The sequence below is a fragment of the Erythrobacter sp. HL-111 genome, from assembly GCF_900105095.1.
In the GTDB taxonomy this organism is placed as follows: domain Bacteria; phylum Pseudomonadota; class Alphaproteobacteria; order Sphingomonadales; family Sphingomonadaceae; genus Erythrobacter.
Map to the genome: position 1 here is coordinate 1537525 of NZ_LT629743.1, position 17748 is coordinate 1555272.

The 17748-nt window shown below is 70.8% G+C and carries 7 protein-coding genes; 2 read left to right on the forward strand and 5 right to left on the reverse strand.

Annotated features, from left to right (window positions below):
- Nucleotides 1-367 precede the first annotated feature (367 nt).
- Complete coding sequence (locus BLU08_RS07270) at nucleotides 368-1720, forward strand: M24 family metallopeptidase (protein ID WP_090197478.1); 1353 nt, start codon at nucleotides 368-370, stop codon at nucleotides 1718-1720.
- A gap of 10 nt (nucleotides 1721-1730) precedes the next feature.
- Here BLU08_RS07270 and BLU08_RS07275 read toward each other — a convergent pair whose 3' ends face one another.
- From BLU08_RS07275 to BLU08_RS07295, 5 genes are read right to left on the reverse strand one after another with little or no spacing between them, the layout of a single operon-like run.
- Complete coding sequence (locus BLU08_RS07275; protein WP_090197480.1) at nucleotides 1731-2477, reverse strand: hypothetical protein; 747 nt, start codon at nucleotides 2475-2477, stop codon at nucleotides 1731-1733.
- On the reverse strand, nucleotides 2464-4554 hold the full coding sequence (locus tag BLU08_RS07280; RefSeq protein ID WP_090197483.1) for an adenylate/guanylate cyclase domain-containing protein: 2091 nt from the start codon (nucleotides 4552-4554) through the stop codon (nucleotides 2464-2466). The genes BLU08_RS07275 and BLU08_RS07280 overlap by 14 nt, the downstream gene beginning before the upstream one ends.
- 15 nt (nucleotides 4555-4569) lie before the next feature.
- Entirely contained in the window at nucleotides 4570-7641 is a 3072-nt protein-coding gene (locus BLU08_RS07285; protein ID WP_233996134.1) for a CHAT domain-containing protein, read from the reverse strand.
- A 4-nt stretch (nucleotides 7642-7645) separates the two neighbouring features.
- Entirely contained in the window at nucleotides 7646-14317 is a 6672-nt protein-coding gene (locus BLU08_RS07290) for a hypothetical protein (protein ID WP_090197485.1), read from the reverse strand.
- A gap of 1 nt (nucleotide 14318) precedes the next feature.
- On the reverse strand, nucleotides 14319-16136 hold the full coding sequence (locus tag BLU08_RS07295; protein ID WP_090197488.1) for a ShlB/FhaC/HecB family hemolysin secretion/activation protein: 1818 nt from the start codon (nucleotides 16134-16136) through the stop codon (nucleotides 14319-14321).
- Nucleotides 16137-16529: 393 nt separating this feature from the next.
- Between BLU08_RS07295 and BLU08_RS07300 the strand changes: the two genes are divergently transcribed.
- Nucleotides 16530-17711 (forward strand): MFS transporter, encoded by a 1182-nt coding sequence (locus BLU08_RS07300; RefSeq protein WP_090197491.1) that lies wholly within the window; start codon nucleotides 16530-16532, stop codon nucleotides 17709-17711.
- The last annotated feature ends 37 nt before the right edge of the window (nucleotides 17712-17748 follow it).

The following is a 17748-nucleotide window of genomic DNA, read 5'->3' on the forward strand; positions in this document are numbered from 1 at the left end:
GCACGGCCCGCGTGCGCGCGGGCGACCGTCATGCTCGGCAATATCGTCATCCTGCCCCCCGCCAGATGCTGCGACCCGTCCCGTGCGCCCGTCGACGCGGCGATCCCGCCCTTTCAGCCCCGTCCGTTCGGCCCCGTCCCTTCGGCGCCGCGGCAGCCTACCACCGGCGGCTCCAAACGCAAGCGGCCAGCGCGCCTCTTGCGGGCCTCCTAAGCTCCCGCCCCGGCAAGGGAAATCGGGCCGGGCGGCCCTGGCCCACGCGAGCGTTTGACAAGCCGCGAAGACGCGCTCCATGATTGCGCCGACGGGATCACGGCAAAGGGGGGATGCGATGCGGGCGACGGGGCGTAAAAGAGGCGCGGCGTTCATGGCACCGGCGCTCATGGCGCTGGCGCTGTCGGCGGGCCTTGCCGCGGCGCCCCCGCCGGCGAGCGCGCAGGGCGGGGACGAAGCGGTCGATCCGCAAGGCGGCGCGCCCGGCGTGCTGCCGATGCGCGAACGGGCACGGATCATCGACGCAATCCTCGCCGAACGGCTCGACACCGTGCTCCCGCAGGTCATGCGCGAGGAAGGCATCGATATGTGGGTGCTGATGGCGCGCGAATATTTCGAGGAACCCGTGGTCGCCTCGATGCTCGACGCGAAGAGCATGCACGCGCGCAGGCGCACGATCCTCGTCCTGTTCGATCCGGGCGAAGGCCGCCCGATCGAGCGGCTCACCGTCAGCCGCTACGGCCTTGCCGGCCTGTTCGAACCCGCCTGGGACCCGGACGAGCAGCCCGATCAGTGGCAGGCGGTCGCGGACATCATCGCCGCGCGCGATCCGCAGCGGATCGCGATCAACACCTCCGATCTCACCGCCTTCGCCGACGGCATGACGTTGAGCCAGCACCGCGCCATGACCGCGCGCCTGCCCGAACGATACCGCGAACGGATCGTGCCGGGCGAGACGCTCGCGCTGCGCTGGCTGGAGACGCGCACCCCGCGCGAAATGGACCACTATCCCGCGATCGTCGCGCTTGCCCGCGCCATCATCCGCGAGGCCCTGTCGCACGAGGTGATAACGCCCGGCAGAACCACCGCCGCCGATGTCGAATGGTGGTACCGCGAAAGGCTCGCCGGGCTCGGCATCGCGCCGTGGTTTCACCCCTCGATCGGCATCCAGCGGGAGGGCGCGGACGGGATGCTCCGCGGCGACACCGTGATCGAGCCGGGCGACCTGCTCTGGACCGATTTCGGGATCACCTATCTCAGGCTCAACACCGACACGCAGGCGCTCGCCTACGTCCTGAAGCCCGGCGAGAGCGAGGCGCCGGAAGGCCTGCGGCGCGGCCTTGCGAACTCCAACCGGGTGCAGGACATCCTGATGAAGGAGTTTGCCGCCGGGCGGAGCGGGAACGAGGTGCTGGCCGCGGCGCGGGAGCGGGCGCTTGCCGAGGGGCTCGATCCCTCGATCTACTCGCACCCGATCGGTCTTCACGGCCATGGCGCCGGCAGCGCGATCGGGTTCTGGGACAACCAGGACCCGGACCCGCGCGGTGAATACCGGCTACGCGCCGACACCGCGTGGTCGATCGAGCTCACCAGCTATGCCGCCGTGCCCGAATGGGGCGGGCAAAGGATCGATTTCCGGACCGAGGAGGACGCCTTCTTCGACGGCGAGACCGTGCGTTTCCTCGACGGGCGGCAGACCGAACTGATCCTGATCGCCGCGGATTGAGGCTATCGGGCTATTCGGCGTCGGCCTCGAGCCGGTCGGCCATCAGCGCGAGCTGCGCCTCGCACCCCTTGGCGAGCAGCATCTCGGCCAGCTCTTCCGGCGTTTCGTATTCGCCGACCAGCGCGAATCGCATCGTCACCGGCTCGCCCTCGGACGCAGCGCGCACGGCGTAGGTCCGCCCCTCCGCCAGCAGCAGGCGCTCCGAATTGAGCACGCGTTCGCTCTCGCCGGTCTCGAAATGGATTTCGACCGCGTCGGCCTTTTCCGGTTCGACCATGGTGTAGGTCGCCGGCGCCGCGGTGTCGGGACGCCACAGGCGCACGGTGGTGAAATCGTAGAGGCAGGTCGTGCCCGCCTCGGTCAGGTCGACATACCACATGTTCGGCCGTTCCGGCTCGCCCGCGTCGCCGGTGCGGACCGCCCCGGTGCGGACCCGCCCCGCGGCGCCCTGGCGGGTGAAATTGGCGAACCGCATCCGCGGCTCCTTGGGCTTCGCGCCGATGGTGAAGGTGCCTGCGCCCTTCAGCACCTGCGTGCCCCGGGAGGTCAGCACGGTGACATTGTCGCCGGCCTTGAGGGAGATGGTCGAACCGTCCTCGACCTTGGTCCCGACCTTCAGCGTGCCGGCCGATGGCCCCGAGGATTTCACCACCACCCCCGCCATCGCCGCTGCCGGCAGGACCAGCGCCGCGCCGGCGAGCGCGGCAAGGGTGAAACGGGAACGGCTCGGCCGCCGCGTGAGATCATCCCAGAACATAGGCTCCCCTTTCGTCGAGTGCATTCATTCTTTCCCGCAGGTTGATTAGCGCCTTGTCCTGCGGATGGCGAGCGAGCACCGCATCGACCAGCGCGGCGGCCTTGCCCGCGTCCTCGGGCGCGATCCGCGACGCCTGTTCGAGCGCCGCGCGGTCCGCCGCCGGGAAATCGGGCGCGGGTTCGTAGAGGTCGACCGGCTTGGCCCGTCCGCGCAGGCACACCCGGCCCATCGCGCGCCACCAGTCGAGCCCGCTCGCTTCCGCGAATTCGCGGCTCGCCATCACGCTCGATTCAAGCGGCTTGTTTGCCGCTTCGAGCCGCGCAGCGGTGTTCATGCTGTCGCCGAGCGCGGTGTACTGGATGCGGGTGTCGCCGCCGAAATTGCCGATCACCGCCTCGCCGTAATGGAGCCCCACACGCGTCTTGCCGATCGGCGGGAGCGCGGGGTCCATTTCCGCGACCTCGCGGCGGAAGTCCTCGCCCGCCTGCCAGATCGCGTAACCCGCCCGCGCGGCCCGCTCGCCGTCGTCCGCCCGCGCGATCGGCGCGCCCCAGAACGCGACCACGGCATCGCCCACGAACTTGTCGATCACCCCGCCATGATCGAGCACGACCCGGCTCAGCAGCTCGAGATAGCGGTTGAGCAGCTTCGCGACCATTTCCGGCGGGATCGCGTGGCTCATCTTGGTGAAGCCTTCGAGGTCGGAAAACAGCACGTAGATCGCCCGCTTCTCCCCGCCGAGCGAGAGGAGTTCGGGCCGGTCGATGATCGCCTGCGCGATGTCGCGCGGGATGTACTTGCCCAGCGCCCCCTGCGCGAAGCGACGCTGCTTCGCCCCGGCGGCGCGCGCGGTCGTGGTGACGGCGGTGAAGGCGAGCACCCAGCCCACCAGCCAGCCGACCGCGGGCAGGCGATAGGTGTCGACCTCGCGCACCTCCAGCACCACCGGGATGCCGATCAGCATCAGCAGGATCAGCGCCAGGAGCGGCGCGCGCCGGCGGGCCGGCCATTCGAGCAGCGCGGCGAGCGCCGCCAGCACCACCACCAGCACCGCCATCGCCCATTTCACCCACGACGGCACCAGCGCCATCGCCTTGCCGTCGAGCATCTGGGCGATGATCTCGGCATGGACCGCAAGCCCCGGCGGAACCTCCCCGTCGATCGAGGTGAAGGTCGTCTCGACCCGGTCGTAATCGACGATGTCCCCGCCGATCAGGACGTAGCGGCCGCCATATTGCTCCTTCAGGAAAGGCAGGATCGTCGGGTCGAGATCGACGAAGAGGTCGATCGCGGCGGATTCGAACAGGTCCTCCGAAACCTCCGCCTCGGACAGCCCGGCCTGTTCCTCGAATCGGGAGCGGCGGTATTCGATCGCGCCCTCGTAGGTCCTGAACGGCCCGAGATCGACGCCCGCATCATGCAGCATCGCCCGCCCCAGCAGCGGCGGCAGGCCCGGCTCGATGCTCGGCCAGACGCGGGTCGCGCCAAAGCTGTTGTCGAGCCGGATGCTCGCGGGACGCGCCTTGCTGCCTTCGAGCCGGCTCATGAACTCGTCGAGGAAGACCTGCTGTTCGTAGACGATGTCGTCCTGGTTGGTGGCGACATTGGCGTAACCGACCGCGACCGGGGTGTTCATCGCCCGCAGCGTTTCGATCAGCTCGTCGTCCTCGGCCTGGGGCTGGTCGAACAGGATGTCGATCCCGATCGCCTTGGGCTCCAGCGCATCGAGGTTCCGCAGCGCCTCTGCCAGCATCCCCCGGTCGAGCGGGGAGCGTTTCTGAGCCTTGATCAGCGTCTGGTCGTTGTAGACCACCAGAAGGATGCGGTCGTCCTGTTCGGCGAGCTCGGCGGCGTAGTAGTTCCGCAGGTCGTACAAGGCGCGCTCGGCCTCGTTGGTGAGCGGGGTCGCGGCATCGGTGAACGGCAGCGTCCAGCTGAACCGCGCGATCATCAGCGCGAGCAGCAGCATGACGAGCGTGCCCGCGAGCTGCAGCGTTCCCGCCTCGCGGACCGAGCGCCAGCCGCGCGCGAGGACATTGCCGCCCTGCCTGTCCCCGGTGTCGCTCCGCTCGGCCATTGCGCGTCCCGGCGGTCAGCGCCGCACGGGGATCGTGCCGTCGCCGATGACCGCGAACGCCGACCAGTAGAACGGGTGCGAGGTTTCGGCCGTATCCATCAGCTCTGCCTGCGAGGTCCTCAGCGCCTCGGCGGTCTCGGCGCCGTCGGCCGCGAACAGGCCCGAGACGAGGCGCTTGGTCGCGTCGTAATCGTCCGGCACGGGCCAATGGCTCGCAAGCACGGTGCGCCCGCCCGCCCCGACGAAGGCGCGCACCAGCCCGTCGAGCGCGAAGTCCCCGCCCGAGGTGACGCCCGCTTCGCGGGTGGCCCCGACCGTCGCCCCGCCGGCCGTGTCGCAGGCCGACAGGATGACGAGATCGGCATCGATGCGGAGCCCGAAGATCTCCGCGAAGCTCAGCAGCCCGTCCGAATCGCCCTCGTCCCCGAAACTCGTCAGCAGCGCCGGGCGCGGCGGGCATTCGGGCTGCGGCGCGGTGACGAGGCCGTGGGTGGCGAAGTGGAGGATGCGGTAATCGGCGAGGTCCTCGCGCGAGCGGATCGCGCTGTCGGTGAAATCGCCGCGCGTGACCACGGCGGCGGCGCTGCCGAACCGTTCGGCGGCGATGTAGAGCTCGTCCGCGGCGATCGGGTTGGCCCAGATCGCGGGCGACCACAGGCACTCCTCTCCGCCCGCCAGCGCCGCGCGGGTGCGCGCCCGGCCCGCCGGGCTGTCCCCGATCGGCGTGTTCTCGCCAAGGCCGAGATAGCTCTTGCCTGCGTCAGAAGGGGCTGCGGCGCGCACTTCGCGAAAGGCGGTCGCGGCCACCGACGTGCTGATCCGCGCCTTGCGCCCGAGCCAGGCGGTGCCGGTGAAATCATATTCGTCGCCGCTCTCGGCAAGCCGCTCCTTGTAGCGGGCGACGCTTTCGTCGTCGGTGACGAGCAGGTTGATCGGCAGGCGCAGCATGGCCCCGTCGGGTTCGAACACGATGTGCCGCTGCGCGGGAAGGCGATCCGCGACCGGCTCGAACAGCGCGCGGTAGAGCCGGCGCGAGCGTTCGATGTCGAACGGGAAGGTCAGCACCTGGCCGCCTTCGGCGATGGCGATGGTCTCGCGCAGGCGATCGACCTCCTCCTCCAGCGCCTCGGGCGCGATCGCCGCCTCGTAGGCGAGCGCGGTGTCCCTGGCCGCGTAAATCACGAAGCTCTTTTCTTCGAGCGTGACGAGCTTCACGTAGGCTTCGCCGGGCTCGAGGATCGCCTGAAGGTCGGCAAGGTCGATCGCCGAGCCGGTAACGGCGCGGTAACGCGGGTATTGCGCAAGGGCTTCGAGCACCTCGGCCTGTTCGGCCTCGAGAGAGGCGAGCCGCGCGCGGCGTTCGTCCATCGACCGCGCGGCCTGCGGCGAAGGATCGGCGCCGGCGACCTGCGTGTCCTCGATCCGGGCGATGTCGGCCCGCAGCCGCTCGATCGCGCGGCCGATATTGGTCGTCCGGCGGAACAATTGCGCGGCCTCGTCGCTCCCGGCGGACAATTCGCGCGCGAGCACGGCCTGGGTCTGGGCAAGGCCGGGGCGCTGGAGAAGCTGACTCGCCGCGAAGATGTCGGCCGCGGCCGCGGCATCGCCCACCTTGTCTCGTCCCCCGTCTAGCAGGAGCATGAAATAGGGCGCCATCAGGCTCCTCAGAGCGGGCAGCGGGCGGCCTTCGGCATCCGCGACGATCCCGCGATAGAGCGCGAGCGCGTCGTCCCGCCGCCCGGCCCGGGCAAGGAACCCGGCGAGCTGGGCGCGCGCGCTCTGGACGGCGGGGCTGCCGGGATAGCGGCTGTCGAGGAGCGCGATGCCCTCCTCGTGCAGGGCCTCGGCCTCCCCGGGACGGCCCTCGATCTCGGCGACTTCGGCGAGTTCGCCGAGCACCTGCGCGCGCAGCCACAGGATCGAGCTCACCCGTCCGTAGCGCACCCCGGACATCGCCGCGTCGGCGGCGCGCAGGTATCGCGGCGCCTCGCCCGCGCGGCCGGCCAGCCGGAGCGCGGTCGCGCGCAGGTAATCGGCCTGGCCGTCGAGCAGTTGCGCGCGTTCGAGCGCGGTGAGCCCCGCCGAATAGGACCCGCCCGCGCTCGGGCTTTCCGCCTCGAGCCGGTTCGCCATGGCCGGGCCGATGGTCAGCTCGCGCAGCAACGCGGGATCGCCGAATTCCTTAGCCAGCGGGCGGTCGATCCGTTCGAGCGCGCGTTCGGCCTCGCCCTGGTTGAGCGCGTGGATCGCCTCGTAATTGCGCTGCAGCCGCGCCAGCACCGGGTCGTTCGCGGCCTCGTCGCGGGTCAGGGCGAACAGTCGATCGGCCTCGGCGTGATTGCCGAGATTGGATTGCTGCAACCCTTCGTTGAGCCGCGCGTCCACCGCGCTCCTGCCGCCGAGGACCTCGGCCGAAGCGGCGAAGAATTCGGCGGCTTCGGCGAACTCGCCCTGGTTGGAGCGGCGATAGGCCTCGACCAGCGCCTGGTCGGCGGCGATCGCCTCGGCCTGCTGGCGGGCGAAGGCGAGCGCGTCGGTCGCCTGGGTGAGCGGGATGTCGACCTCGCCTTTCGCCACGCGATCGGTCGCGAGCGAGGCGAGGCCCAGCCGGAGCGCGCTGGCATAGGCGTTGAACCCGCTCGCGGCAAAGGTGCGCCGACCGACCTCGCCGACGATCAGCCGCGTGGCGAGCGACCTGCCTGGCGCCTCGCAGACGAGTTCGCGCACCGGGCCGAGCCCTTCGGGAGGGGCGGCGTCCGCGGCCTCGCGGCAGGTCGCCCCGGCCACGCCGAAACGGTTTTCGGGCTTGTCGGCATGGCGGCCGCGCACCACCCACAAGGTGCCGATCGGGGCCGCGGCATCGCGGCAGATGATCGAATAGCGCCGGTCGAACAGGTCCGCGCCCGCTTCCGGCGCGACGATCTGCGCCTCGCACAGCCCGTTGTCGCCGACCGGGAAGGTGTCGCGCAGGCTCACCGGAGTCTGCCGCGCGTCCGCTCCGTCCGCGGTCCGGGCGGCATTGGGCGCGGTCCACGCCGCAGCCGCGCCGACCGCCCCCAGCACCATCAGCGAGGTGATCCTTTTCAACGCCCTACTCATCATCGTCCCCTTCCGGCCCGCCGGAGATACCCGTCCCGCCGGTGCCGGTCGCGCGATAGGCCGAACTGTCGCCGCCGCTCGCCACCGGATCGTCGAGCAGCGGCTCCTCGGTCAGCAGCGGCGTATCGATCAGGCCGGGGAAATCGGCCCCGAACGCCTCGTCCGTTTCCTGCGTGGTCAGCGGGATTTCCTCGGGCGGCAGGTCGACCGGATCCTCGATCACGGCCGGGTTGCTGATCGCCGCGATCGTCTCGACGATCGTCTCGTTGCCGGGCAGCGATGGCTCGGGCGGTTCCGGCGGTTCGACGACCGTTGCCGGGCATTCGCCGGTGAGGATCACGCAGTCGTTGAACGCGGCGTCCTCGGTGTAATCGGTGTTGCCGACCCCCGCGTTGAACTCGACCTCGGAAAAGAAGTCCGAGCCGGTCACGAAGGTCCCGTCCGGGCGCTGGCGTCGGCCATAGGCGAACACGTCGAGCGCGGACCGGGCATTCTCGTCCGCCCGGATCGACAGACCCCCTTCGCTGACGAGAATGCCGCCCTGGTCGGTATCGCTGCCGGTGTTGCGGACCAGCAGCGATTGGCCGACGACGATCCCGACCTGTCCTGCGCGCAGGTAGCCGAGCGGGTCGTCGCTGCCCGAAATCGCCGTCTGGAGCTGGTCGTCGCGCCCGGCGAAGCTGCGGTCGTCCTGCAAGGCGGCGATCAGATCGGCATCGCCGGCCCAGATGTCGCCCGCTTCGAGGATCAGCTCGCCCGTCGGCAGGCCGTCGCTGTCGCCTATCGCGATGCCGCCCGGCGTGACGACCTCGATCCGCCCCGTCGCGCCGCCCTGCGAACCCCCGCGAGGGGCGAGCGTGAAGCTGTCGGTCGGCGCGGCATTCAGCACCTCGACGAAGCCTTCCACCCGGATGATGCCGGATTCGCCGAAGGTCTCCAGCAGGATCTCGGAGATCCCGCCCGCCGGATCGGCCGAACCGGACACGGTCGCATCGCGCAGGATCATATCGGGCGCATCGCCGCCCGCATCGGTCAGGACGGGTTGGAAGAAGGCGAAGCTGCCCGCCTCGATCCGGGCGAGTTCCTCTGCGACCAGCGTGAAGCCCTCGCCCTCGACCTCACCCGAAGGCGTTCCCTCGCCGCCGAGGATCGCCGGAGCGAGAGTGTCGAGCGAGCTGAATTCCATCGTCACCGCCCCGATCCGCGCGCCGCTCTCGATCGCGATGTCGCGCGCGGCAAGCGTCATCGACAGCCCGCCGACATCGATCGCCTCGTCGTTGTCGCCGAGGAAGGTGATCCTCCCCTGCGAGGTGATGTCGATCGCAACGGTCGGGTCGGACGGGTCCGGCCCGCCGATGAAACCGCCCGATTCCGCCGCAAGGATGAAATCGCCGAAGACCTCGACGGACAGCTGCGTGTCCACCAGCAGGTCGCCGCCCCCGGCCGTGAGCGAGGATTCGGCAAAGTCGCCGGGCGCGTCGCCGAGGGCCGAACCGGCGAAGCTCGCGGTCCGGGTCGTCCCCGAAAGCGCGTCGACGAAGAAGCGCCCGGCGGCATTCGCATCGCCGCCTTCGCCGCTGGCGCTCATGACGATCTGCCCGCCGACGTCGATGCCGGGCCCGCCGCCCGTGTTGGCGACGAGGCCAGAGAGTCCGCCGGAGGCCGCACCGCCCGCGCTGGTGAACGCGTCGGCGAGCATGAACCAGTCGGTCACGCCGAGCGCGGAGTCGCCCTCGACGATGGATTCGATGAAGCCGCCCAGCGCCTCACCCCCGGTGCCGCCCGCCGATTCATTGGCAGCGCTCGCCCCGGCGTCCATCACCAGCGCCGCGGCGTCGAGCGAGGCAGCGAACTGCAGGAACTGCGCCGTGCCGCCCGCGGCCGCGCCGGTTTCGTCCCCGGCACCGCCGATCGCATCGGCGAGGATGAGGACCTCGCCCTGCTGTTCCGACACGGTGAGCTGGGAGGCGGACAATTCGACGCTCGCGAACGCGCCGAGCGCCTCCCCGCCGAGCGCGCCGTCACCCCCGACGGCACCCGCCGAGACCAGCAGGCGCTCTTCGAGTTCGACCGTGGAGCCCTCTGCGACGAAGAACGCATCGCCCGCGAACGCATTCCCGCCGACGCCGTCGCCCCCGGTCACGCTTCCGCCGCGGGCCTGTGCCGAGACGGTAAGGGAGCCGCCCGAGACGGTGCTTTCTGCAAACCGTACGAAACTGTCGGCCCCGGCGGCGTTCCCGCCCGCAGAGATCCCGTCGCCCCCGGTCGCCTGGCCGCCGATCTCGAAACTCCCCGCCCCGCCGGCGGACGCCAGCAGTTCGAGCGTCGAATTGGTGACGAGGACATCGATCGAACCGCCGCCCGCATCGCCGCCGACCGCGCCGCTGCCGCCCCGGCTGCCATCGACGAGGATCGCGCTTCCGAGCAGAGTGAGCACGGCGTTGTCGACGGTAAGGCTGGTCGTCCCGCCGGTCGCATCGCCGCCCGCTCCGCTGCCGGAACCGTCGCCGCCGAACCCGCCGCCGGCCCCACCGGCGAGGGCGGCCGTCAGCTCGCCGCCGTCCAGAACCTCGACCGTGCGCGTGCCGCCGGAACCGCTCCCGCCCGCGATGTCGAGCCCGGCATCGAGGCTCGATCCGCCGAAGCCGACGACCGAGAAGGCCAGCTGCCCCGCGGTGATGATCCCGCCATCGGCCCGGATGAGGCCGGTGCCGCCGATCCCCGCGCCGGCGGTTTCGCCATCGACCGCGGAGCCGCCCCCGAAGCCCTCGGCGAGAATGACCGTCAACGAATTGCCCTGGGGATCGAAGGCGGGCAGTTCGACAAGTCCCCCAGTGCCTGCGAAAAGCTCGACCTCGCCGCCGGTGCCGGTCCCGGCAAAGCCCGCCTCCCCGATGGCATCCCCGCCCACGCCGACGGCGGCGAGAAGCGCGCCGGTGTTCAGTCCCCCGTCGAAATCCCCGATCGCCACGTCCTGCACGGTGACGCTGCTGTCCGCGTCGAAACTCTCGATGAAGGCACGGCCGCCCGTCCCGTTGCCGCCGGAATCGAAGAGGCCCGATCCGCCCTGGCCGCTGGCGCTGACGGTGGCCGAGCCGAGGGTGATCGTGCCGCCTGCCTGGGCGCGGATGAAGGCTTCGCCGCCCTCGCCGTCGCCGCCGACCTCGCCCTCGCTGCCGTCGCCGCCGATCCCGTTCGCGACGACCGACGCATTGCCGACAATCGTGCCGGTCCCGCTGCTTGGCGTGAAGATCGCGAGGTCGGCGATACCGCCGGTCCCGGTCCCGCCGACGCCGGTCTCGGACTGTCCGCCGAAGCCGGTCGCATCGACGATCACTTCGCCGGTGACCTCCGTCGTGCCGGCCTGGAAGCCCATGAAGGCCTCCCCGCCCGTGCCGTTGCCGCCCGCTCCGGCGAAGGAATCGCCGCCGAAACCGCGTGCGAAGGCGTTGAACTGCCCGACGGTCAGCGATCCCCCGAAATTGGTTGCCGATCCGCTGCGTTCACCGCCGAACCCGTCGCCGCCGAGCGCGCCCGAGCCGCCGCGGCCATTCGCTTCCAGCGTGATGAAATCGGCCGCGACAGCGCCCGCCTGCGCATTGACGAGAGCCCGTCCGCCTGTCCCGTCGCCGCCGTTTCCGGTCGGGAAATCGAAGCCCGAAAAGCCTCCCGAACCGCCGGCGCCCTCGACGTCGATAGATACCAACGCGGCGCTCGCCGATCCCTCGCCGAGCGATCCGTCGCCGCCCAGGAGGACGAGCCCGAACTGCGCGAGGCCGCCGAAGCCGTCCCCGCCGAGCCCGCCATCCTCGATGCTCGAGCCGAAGCCTCCCTCGCCGCCCGAGCCGCGATTGAGAAGGGACGCCTGTCCGCCGATCGTCAGCGTGCCGTTGTCGCCGCCCGCAAGCAGGAAGGCGCCGCTGTTGACTTCGGGATCGGCCTGGTTGGGCGTGGTGAACTCGCCCCCGATGCCGTCGCCGCCGCGACCCTCTGCGAGCGTCGATCCGTCGGCTTCGCCGCCGCGGCCGCCCCGTCCGGACGAATCCACCGCCGCATTGCCTCCGATCAGGATCCTCGCGGTATCGCTCGGGGTTCCCTCGGCCTGGAAGAAGGAATTTCCGCCGCGGCCGATCCCGCCATCGCCGCCAAAGCCGAAGAATGCCCTGCCGCCGCTGCCGGTCGCGCTGGCGCGCGCATCGAGCTCGATCTCGACAAGCCCGGTTCCGGCGACGGCTCCGGCAATCCCGCCGAACCCGTCCCCGCCCGTGACCCCATCGCCGCCAGCCCCATCGGCACCGGCATCGAACCGGCCCCCGACCGTGATCGTGCTTCCGTCGAAGGTCGTGGCGCTGGCCCGTCCGCCAAGACCCGTCCCGCCGGTCCCGCCGGCATTGGCGCCCCCGTCGCCTACGGCATCGAGCCGCAGGTCGCCGGCGATTTCGACCGTGCCGAGACCGGCCGCGAAAACCGTCGCCTCGCCCGAATCGCCAACCGATCCGATCCCTTCGGCATTCGACGTGCCGCCTTGGGCAAAGCTCGAGAGGCTGACCGAGCTTCCGATCGAGATCGAACTTCCGCCCAGCGCCGCGACACGCGCAAAGCCCCCGAACCCGTTCGACACCTCGCTCGGCTCGATGGTGCTTCCCGCCCCGCCCGATGCGCTGGCATCGGCGAAGAGGTCTCCTCCGATCGTGACGAGGCCGCCGAGGTCGGCAAAGAGTTCCGCCGTCCCGGCGGTCGCGTCCCCGAGACTCAGGAAATCGCCCGACTCTTCGCCAAGGAAACCGTTCGCCTCCATCGAAACGCTGTCGGTGACGTCGATCTCGCCGCCATTGGTCGCGATGATCTGGGAGACACCGCCATCGGCAGAGCCGATCGAGCGCGTCTCGAAATCGCCCGTCGCAAGGGCGGTGGCCGACAGGAAGACCGGCCCGCCAAGGCCGATCAAGGCCTCCGCGGTGCTGTCGATCAACGCCAGCCCGCCCGCCGCATCGCCGCCGGGAACCGAGAACGCCTCCGCCAGCAGTTCCACCCGGCCGCCGAGCGAGAGCGCGCCGCCGTCCCGGGCGAAGATCAGCGCCTCCCCGCCGGTCACCGCCGCGTCGGCAGCGAGGAGGCCGATTTGCGTCGAACCGAACGCGGAGGCGCTCACCGTCACATCGCCGAGAATGTCGACCGTGCCCTCGCCCGCGCCGATCAGCGCGACGCCCGCGGTCGCGCTTCCCGCCACCAGTTCGAAAGTATCCGCGCCGCCGAACGCATCGGCCGTGACGAGGGCATCGCCCCCGATCGTGATCTCCGAAAAGGCACCCGCCTCGAGCCGCGCTTCACCGCCGACGGCATCGATGAGGCCCGGATCTGGAAAGTCCGATCCGACGACGCCGTAGGTGCTGGCGGAAACGAGCATGTCGCCGGTCACGTTTATGATGCCGAAACCAGCCGTCGCAAGCGCGCGTTCGCGTCCGACAACCAGCAGGTTCCCGTCGACCGTAATGCTCGATTCGCCCGCGTTGAATTCGACGAGGTTGCTGCCGATGGCGAGCAGGCTGCTCGAGGAATCCATGTTCTGGACGGCGATGTTCGCTTCGTTGAGGGGCGAAGCCAGGGAATCGGGCTGGGCGTCGAAAATTGCGTCGATCCCGTCCGAGATCGTGCCGTTCTGCACCGTCCGCCCGAACACGTCGTAATTCGCCGAAAGGATGATCTCGCCGTTCACCACGTCCGCGCTCGCCGCGGGTTCGAAGCCGAGATTGCCCGTGAACAGCATGGAGATCGGGTTTTCCGCGGCCCGCGCGACCGCATAGATCATGTGGTTGTCGCCGGCCTCCGCGCTCGACGGGCCGCCGACGTCCCCGTTCAACCCCACCACCGTATCGCCGAGCGCCGTGCCGACCGGGATCTCGATATCGAACAGCCCGTTCGAGAAGGTCAGGTTCACCACCCGCCCGGCGACATAGGCCTGGCTGCCGTTGACGTCGGAAGTGCCGCGCATCCGCACGCCGGCGGCGATCGCGGCGAAATAGGAATTCTCGGCCGTCGCGGTGATCTGGGCACCGGATTCGATCTCGATCCGCGCGGTCGGCGCATCGCCCGCATCGAGCAGCATGGTGCCGCCGTCGAGCACGAAATCCTCGAAGCTCGCGACATCGGGCTCGAGCGTGGTGAGGACGAGGTTGCCGACGTCGAAGCTCGCGTTCGCGCCGACGAGGATGCCGGTCGGCGAATAGAAGGCGATCGTCCCGCCGGGCGTGCTGGTGCCGAGCTGCAGGTCGACGATGCGCGAGATCACGCTGCCGTCGATCACCGTGATGTCGCCGTTCTGCGTGGGCAGGATCCGGTTCAGCACGGCGAAATCACCGCCCGGGTTGCTGCTGCCGTCGTTCTCGAAGGTCGCGACCGCGCCCGTGGGCAGGAAATCGAGGGCATTGCCCGTGCCCTGGTCGATCTCGGGCGTCCAGTCGATCACGGCGGTGGGGGTTTCGACCGTGATCGTCTCCGTCTCCGTGCCGGTCGGGATGCGGGTGGCGGATCCCGCGACGACCGTCTCGCTCGCCTGGAAGGCCTGCGCCTGCGCCTTTTCCGCGGAGACCGCGAGCGAGAGGGCGAGCGCCGCCCCGCCGCACCCGAGCATCCACCGCACGCGCTTCTCGATCGTCCGGGTCATCTCAGTATCTCCACGGGAAAAGGCGGGCGGTCAGCGAGAACATCAGGCGCACGTCGCCGAGTTCGGGCGCGAGATCGGGCCGCTCCAGCGGGACCGCGAGGAGGACATCGGCCTGCATCATCGAACCCCAGGCCGCGCGCACCCCGCCGCCGGTCGACCACAGGCGGTCGGGATTGAGCGGGCGGCGGCTCGGGTCCTCGTTCCAGACGAAGGCGACATCGGTGAAGACGTAAGGCTGCCAGGCGAGCGCCTGCGGCCCTTGCGGCGCGAGCGAGCCGTAGCGCAGTTCGAACGCCCCGCCGATGCCGCTGTCGCCAAGAATCGCGCCCGGGTCGTAGCCGCGCCCGATCGAGAAACTGCCGCCGGCGAATTCCTCGAACGCGGGCAGCGCGTCGCCCGTCGCCTGCGCGCGCGCCTCGAGCGAGAAGGTGACGAGCGGGTCCGGGCGGTATTCGGCGCCCGCCTGGTAGCGCAGGAGCAGGGGCGTCGGATCGGCCTCGATCCGGCTCGGCGGGGGCGCCCCTCCGGCGAGGCAGGCGAGCGGGTTCCCGCGGCAGTCGGGGCTCGCCGAGAACACGTCGAGGCCCTGGCGCAGTTCGGCCGAATAGAACGCGCGCAGCCGCGGCTCGAACGGGGTGTAGCCGCCTACGCGCGCGATGCTGTCGGTGTCGGTCCATTCGCCGGAGATGCGGGCATAGACCATCCGCACCCGGTCCTCGGTCAGGCGGATTTCGTTCGCATCGACCTCCTGGCCGACGATGTCGACCCCGCCTTCGAGAAAGGCGCTGAAACGGCGCGTCCGCAGGAGCGGATAGCTCGCGAAGACCGAGGCGAGCATGGTCCGGGAATCGATGTCGAGCCCGGCAAGGCCTAGGTCCGGGCTGGTCCGGCTGAGCGTCAGCCCCGTGCCGAGCCGCAGCCCCTCGCCCCCGACGGCGAAATCGTGCCCGATGCGGACCGTCTGCTGTTCATCGAATTCCGCGGTCGAGAAGACGGTGATGCTGGTGCGGTCGCCGAGGCCGGTGAGGTCGTGGAATTCGCCCCGCACCAGCCCGGCGAAGGGGCCGATCGCGCGCGATCCGAAATTCTGCAGGTTGACGTCGAGCAGCGCGCCCCGGCGCACCACCGCGATCTCCCCCACGAGATCGCCGGGCGCGCCGCCCGCCGCGGGGCGCAGCGACAGGCGCACGTCGAGCCCCGGCAGGTCGTCGGCAAGCAGGAGATAGCGTTCGGCCTGCTTCGCATTGAACACCTCGCCCCCGGCGAGCTTTTCGAGATAGCGCGCCGCCACCCGTTCCGAAGGCCCCGCCTCGCCGCGCACCCGCAGCGCGGTCAGCCGCCCGAAGATGACGCGGAAATCCGCGATCCCGTCCGCGAGGTTCTGCTCGGGGATCTCGACCGTGGCGAGATAGCCGGCCGATCGCAGGATCGCGTTGGCCTCGGCGCGGATGTCGCACAGCACCGAAAGCGGCAGCTCGCGCCCGACATACTGGTCGTAGGCATCCGCGAGCGAAAGCCCGGGCACGCTCTCGAGCCCGGCGAATTCGACGCCTTCGAGGGTCAGGCGGATGTCCGCGTATTCGGGCCGGTCGAGCACGCAGGGCGCGCGCTCCATGTCGCCGTCGATCGTGAGCGTCGGTCCGTCGCGCCGTTCCCGCCGTTCGGGCGGGACGAGCTCGCTGCGGTTGGGCGGCGCGACCTGCGCTGTGGCCGATGCGCCGGGCAGCGGCAGTCCGGCAAGCAGCGCGCCGGAAAGCACCGCGGCCCCGGCCAGCGGCAATCGGCGGACGCAGCGCGCCTGTGCGGATCGATCGTGCAAGAATCCCCCCAATTCTTCGGTTGGCGGGGATCATTCCCCCGCGGTCCGTTAACCCCTTACGAACCGGAAAGTCCGTCTTCGCCCCGAGCGCGACCACCGCCCTCCCGCAGCGAACTGCCGGATGGCACGGGATTCTACAGACAAGCCACCCCAGTTCAAGCGGTTGGTTGCGGTTTCGGCACGCCGCATCGCAATTTGTCGCATTCCGACAAAAGCGCCCGCGCCTGCCCCGCAGGCGCAGCGGGTCGTGCGGCGGGGAATGGGTCCGGATGTCATGAGCGAAGCGCGTCGCCGATCCGCGAGAGGTGCCCGGCCCTTGCGCCGGGGCGGCGCGGCGCGAGGAGGACAGGCTTGCCCTTGCCGCGCGCGCCATGGCGCCCCACTTCGCCGCGCATGACAGCGGACCCGCAGAGCGAGGCGGTGCGCGGCCTGTCGCTGGCGGGCTTTGCCGCAACCCTGCTGACCTATGGGCCGGCGCGGGTGGGGTTCGGCCTGTTCCTGCCGCAGCTGCGGCCCGCCTTCGGGATCGAGGGCGGCGCATCGGGCACCATCGCCAGCATCGGCTTTGCCGGCTTCCTCGCCGGCCTCGTCGCGGCGGGCGAGCTGGGCGAACGCTTCGGGGGCACGCGCCCGGTGCTGATCGGGCTGATCTGTTCGACGCTGGGCCTCGCCATGGTCGCCTTTGCCGGCAGCGCCGCGGTGCTTGCCGCCGGGGTGGCGCTCGCGATGCTCGGCCCCGGCCTCACCTGGTCGCCGTTCAACCGCCTCGTCCATGACGGCCTCAGCGATTTCCGGCGGCCCGGCGCGCTGTCGGTGATCAGCACGGGGACCAGCCTCGGCATTGCGCTGGCCGGGGCGGCGGCGCTGCTGGTGGCGCTCTGGGGAGTGTCGTGGCGCTGGGCCTGGGTCTTCTTCGCGTTGCTCGGGCTCGGCGCGCTCGCGGTCAATGCCCGCCTGCTGACCCGCCTCGCGCCTGCGCCGCGGCGCGAACGGCGCGAATTCTGGAGCGGGGTGCGCCGCCGCCGAGCGGCCCCGCTCTACGCCGTCGCCTTCTCCTTCGGGATCACCACCGCGATCTGGATCACCTTCGCCGCGCGCACGGTCGAGCAGGCGGGCGGACTTCCCGGTTTGCCCGCGAACGGTTCGTCGGCGGCGATCTTCGTCGCGCTGGGCCTTGCGGGTCTTGCCGGGATCGGGACGGCGCGGGTGCGCCGGGCGATCGGCCTTCCCGCGCTCGTCGCCGCGCTGATGCTCGCCGCTGCGCTTTCCGCCGCGCTGCTCGCGCTCGCGCCCGCGTCCTGGCCCGGCGTCATGGCGTCCGCCGCGCTGCAGGGCGTCTTCATCATGATGACGAGCGCGGTGCTGTCCTTCTGGGCGGAACGGATCTTCGCGGGCGGCAGCCTGCTCGGCTTCACCGCCGCGCTGCTCTTCGTCGCCGCGGGGAGCATCGCCGGACCGGCGATCGCGGGGCTCGCCTACGACAGGCTGGGGGCGCAGGCGGTCTTCCTCGCCCTCGCCGCACTCTCCGCCGCGAGCGCGCCGCTGGCGCTCCCCCGCTTCGTCCGGATCGCCTGAGGAAACCAATCGCCGCGCCGTTAGTCGAATCCCCCGG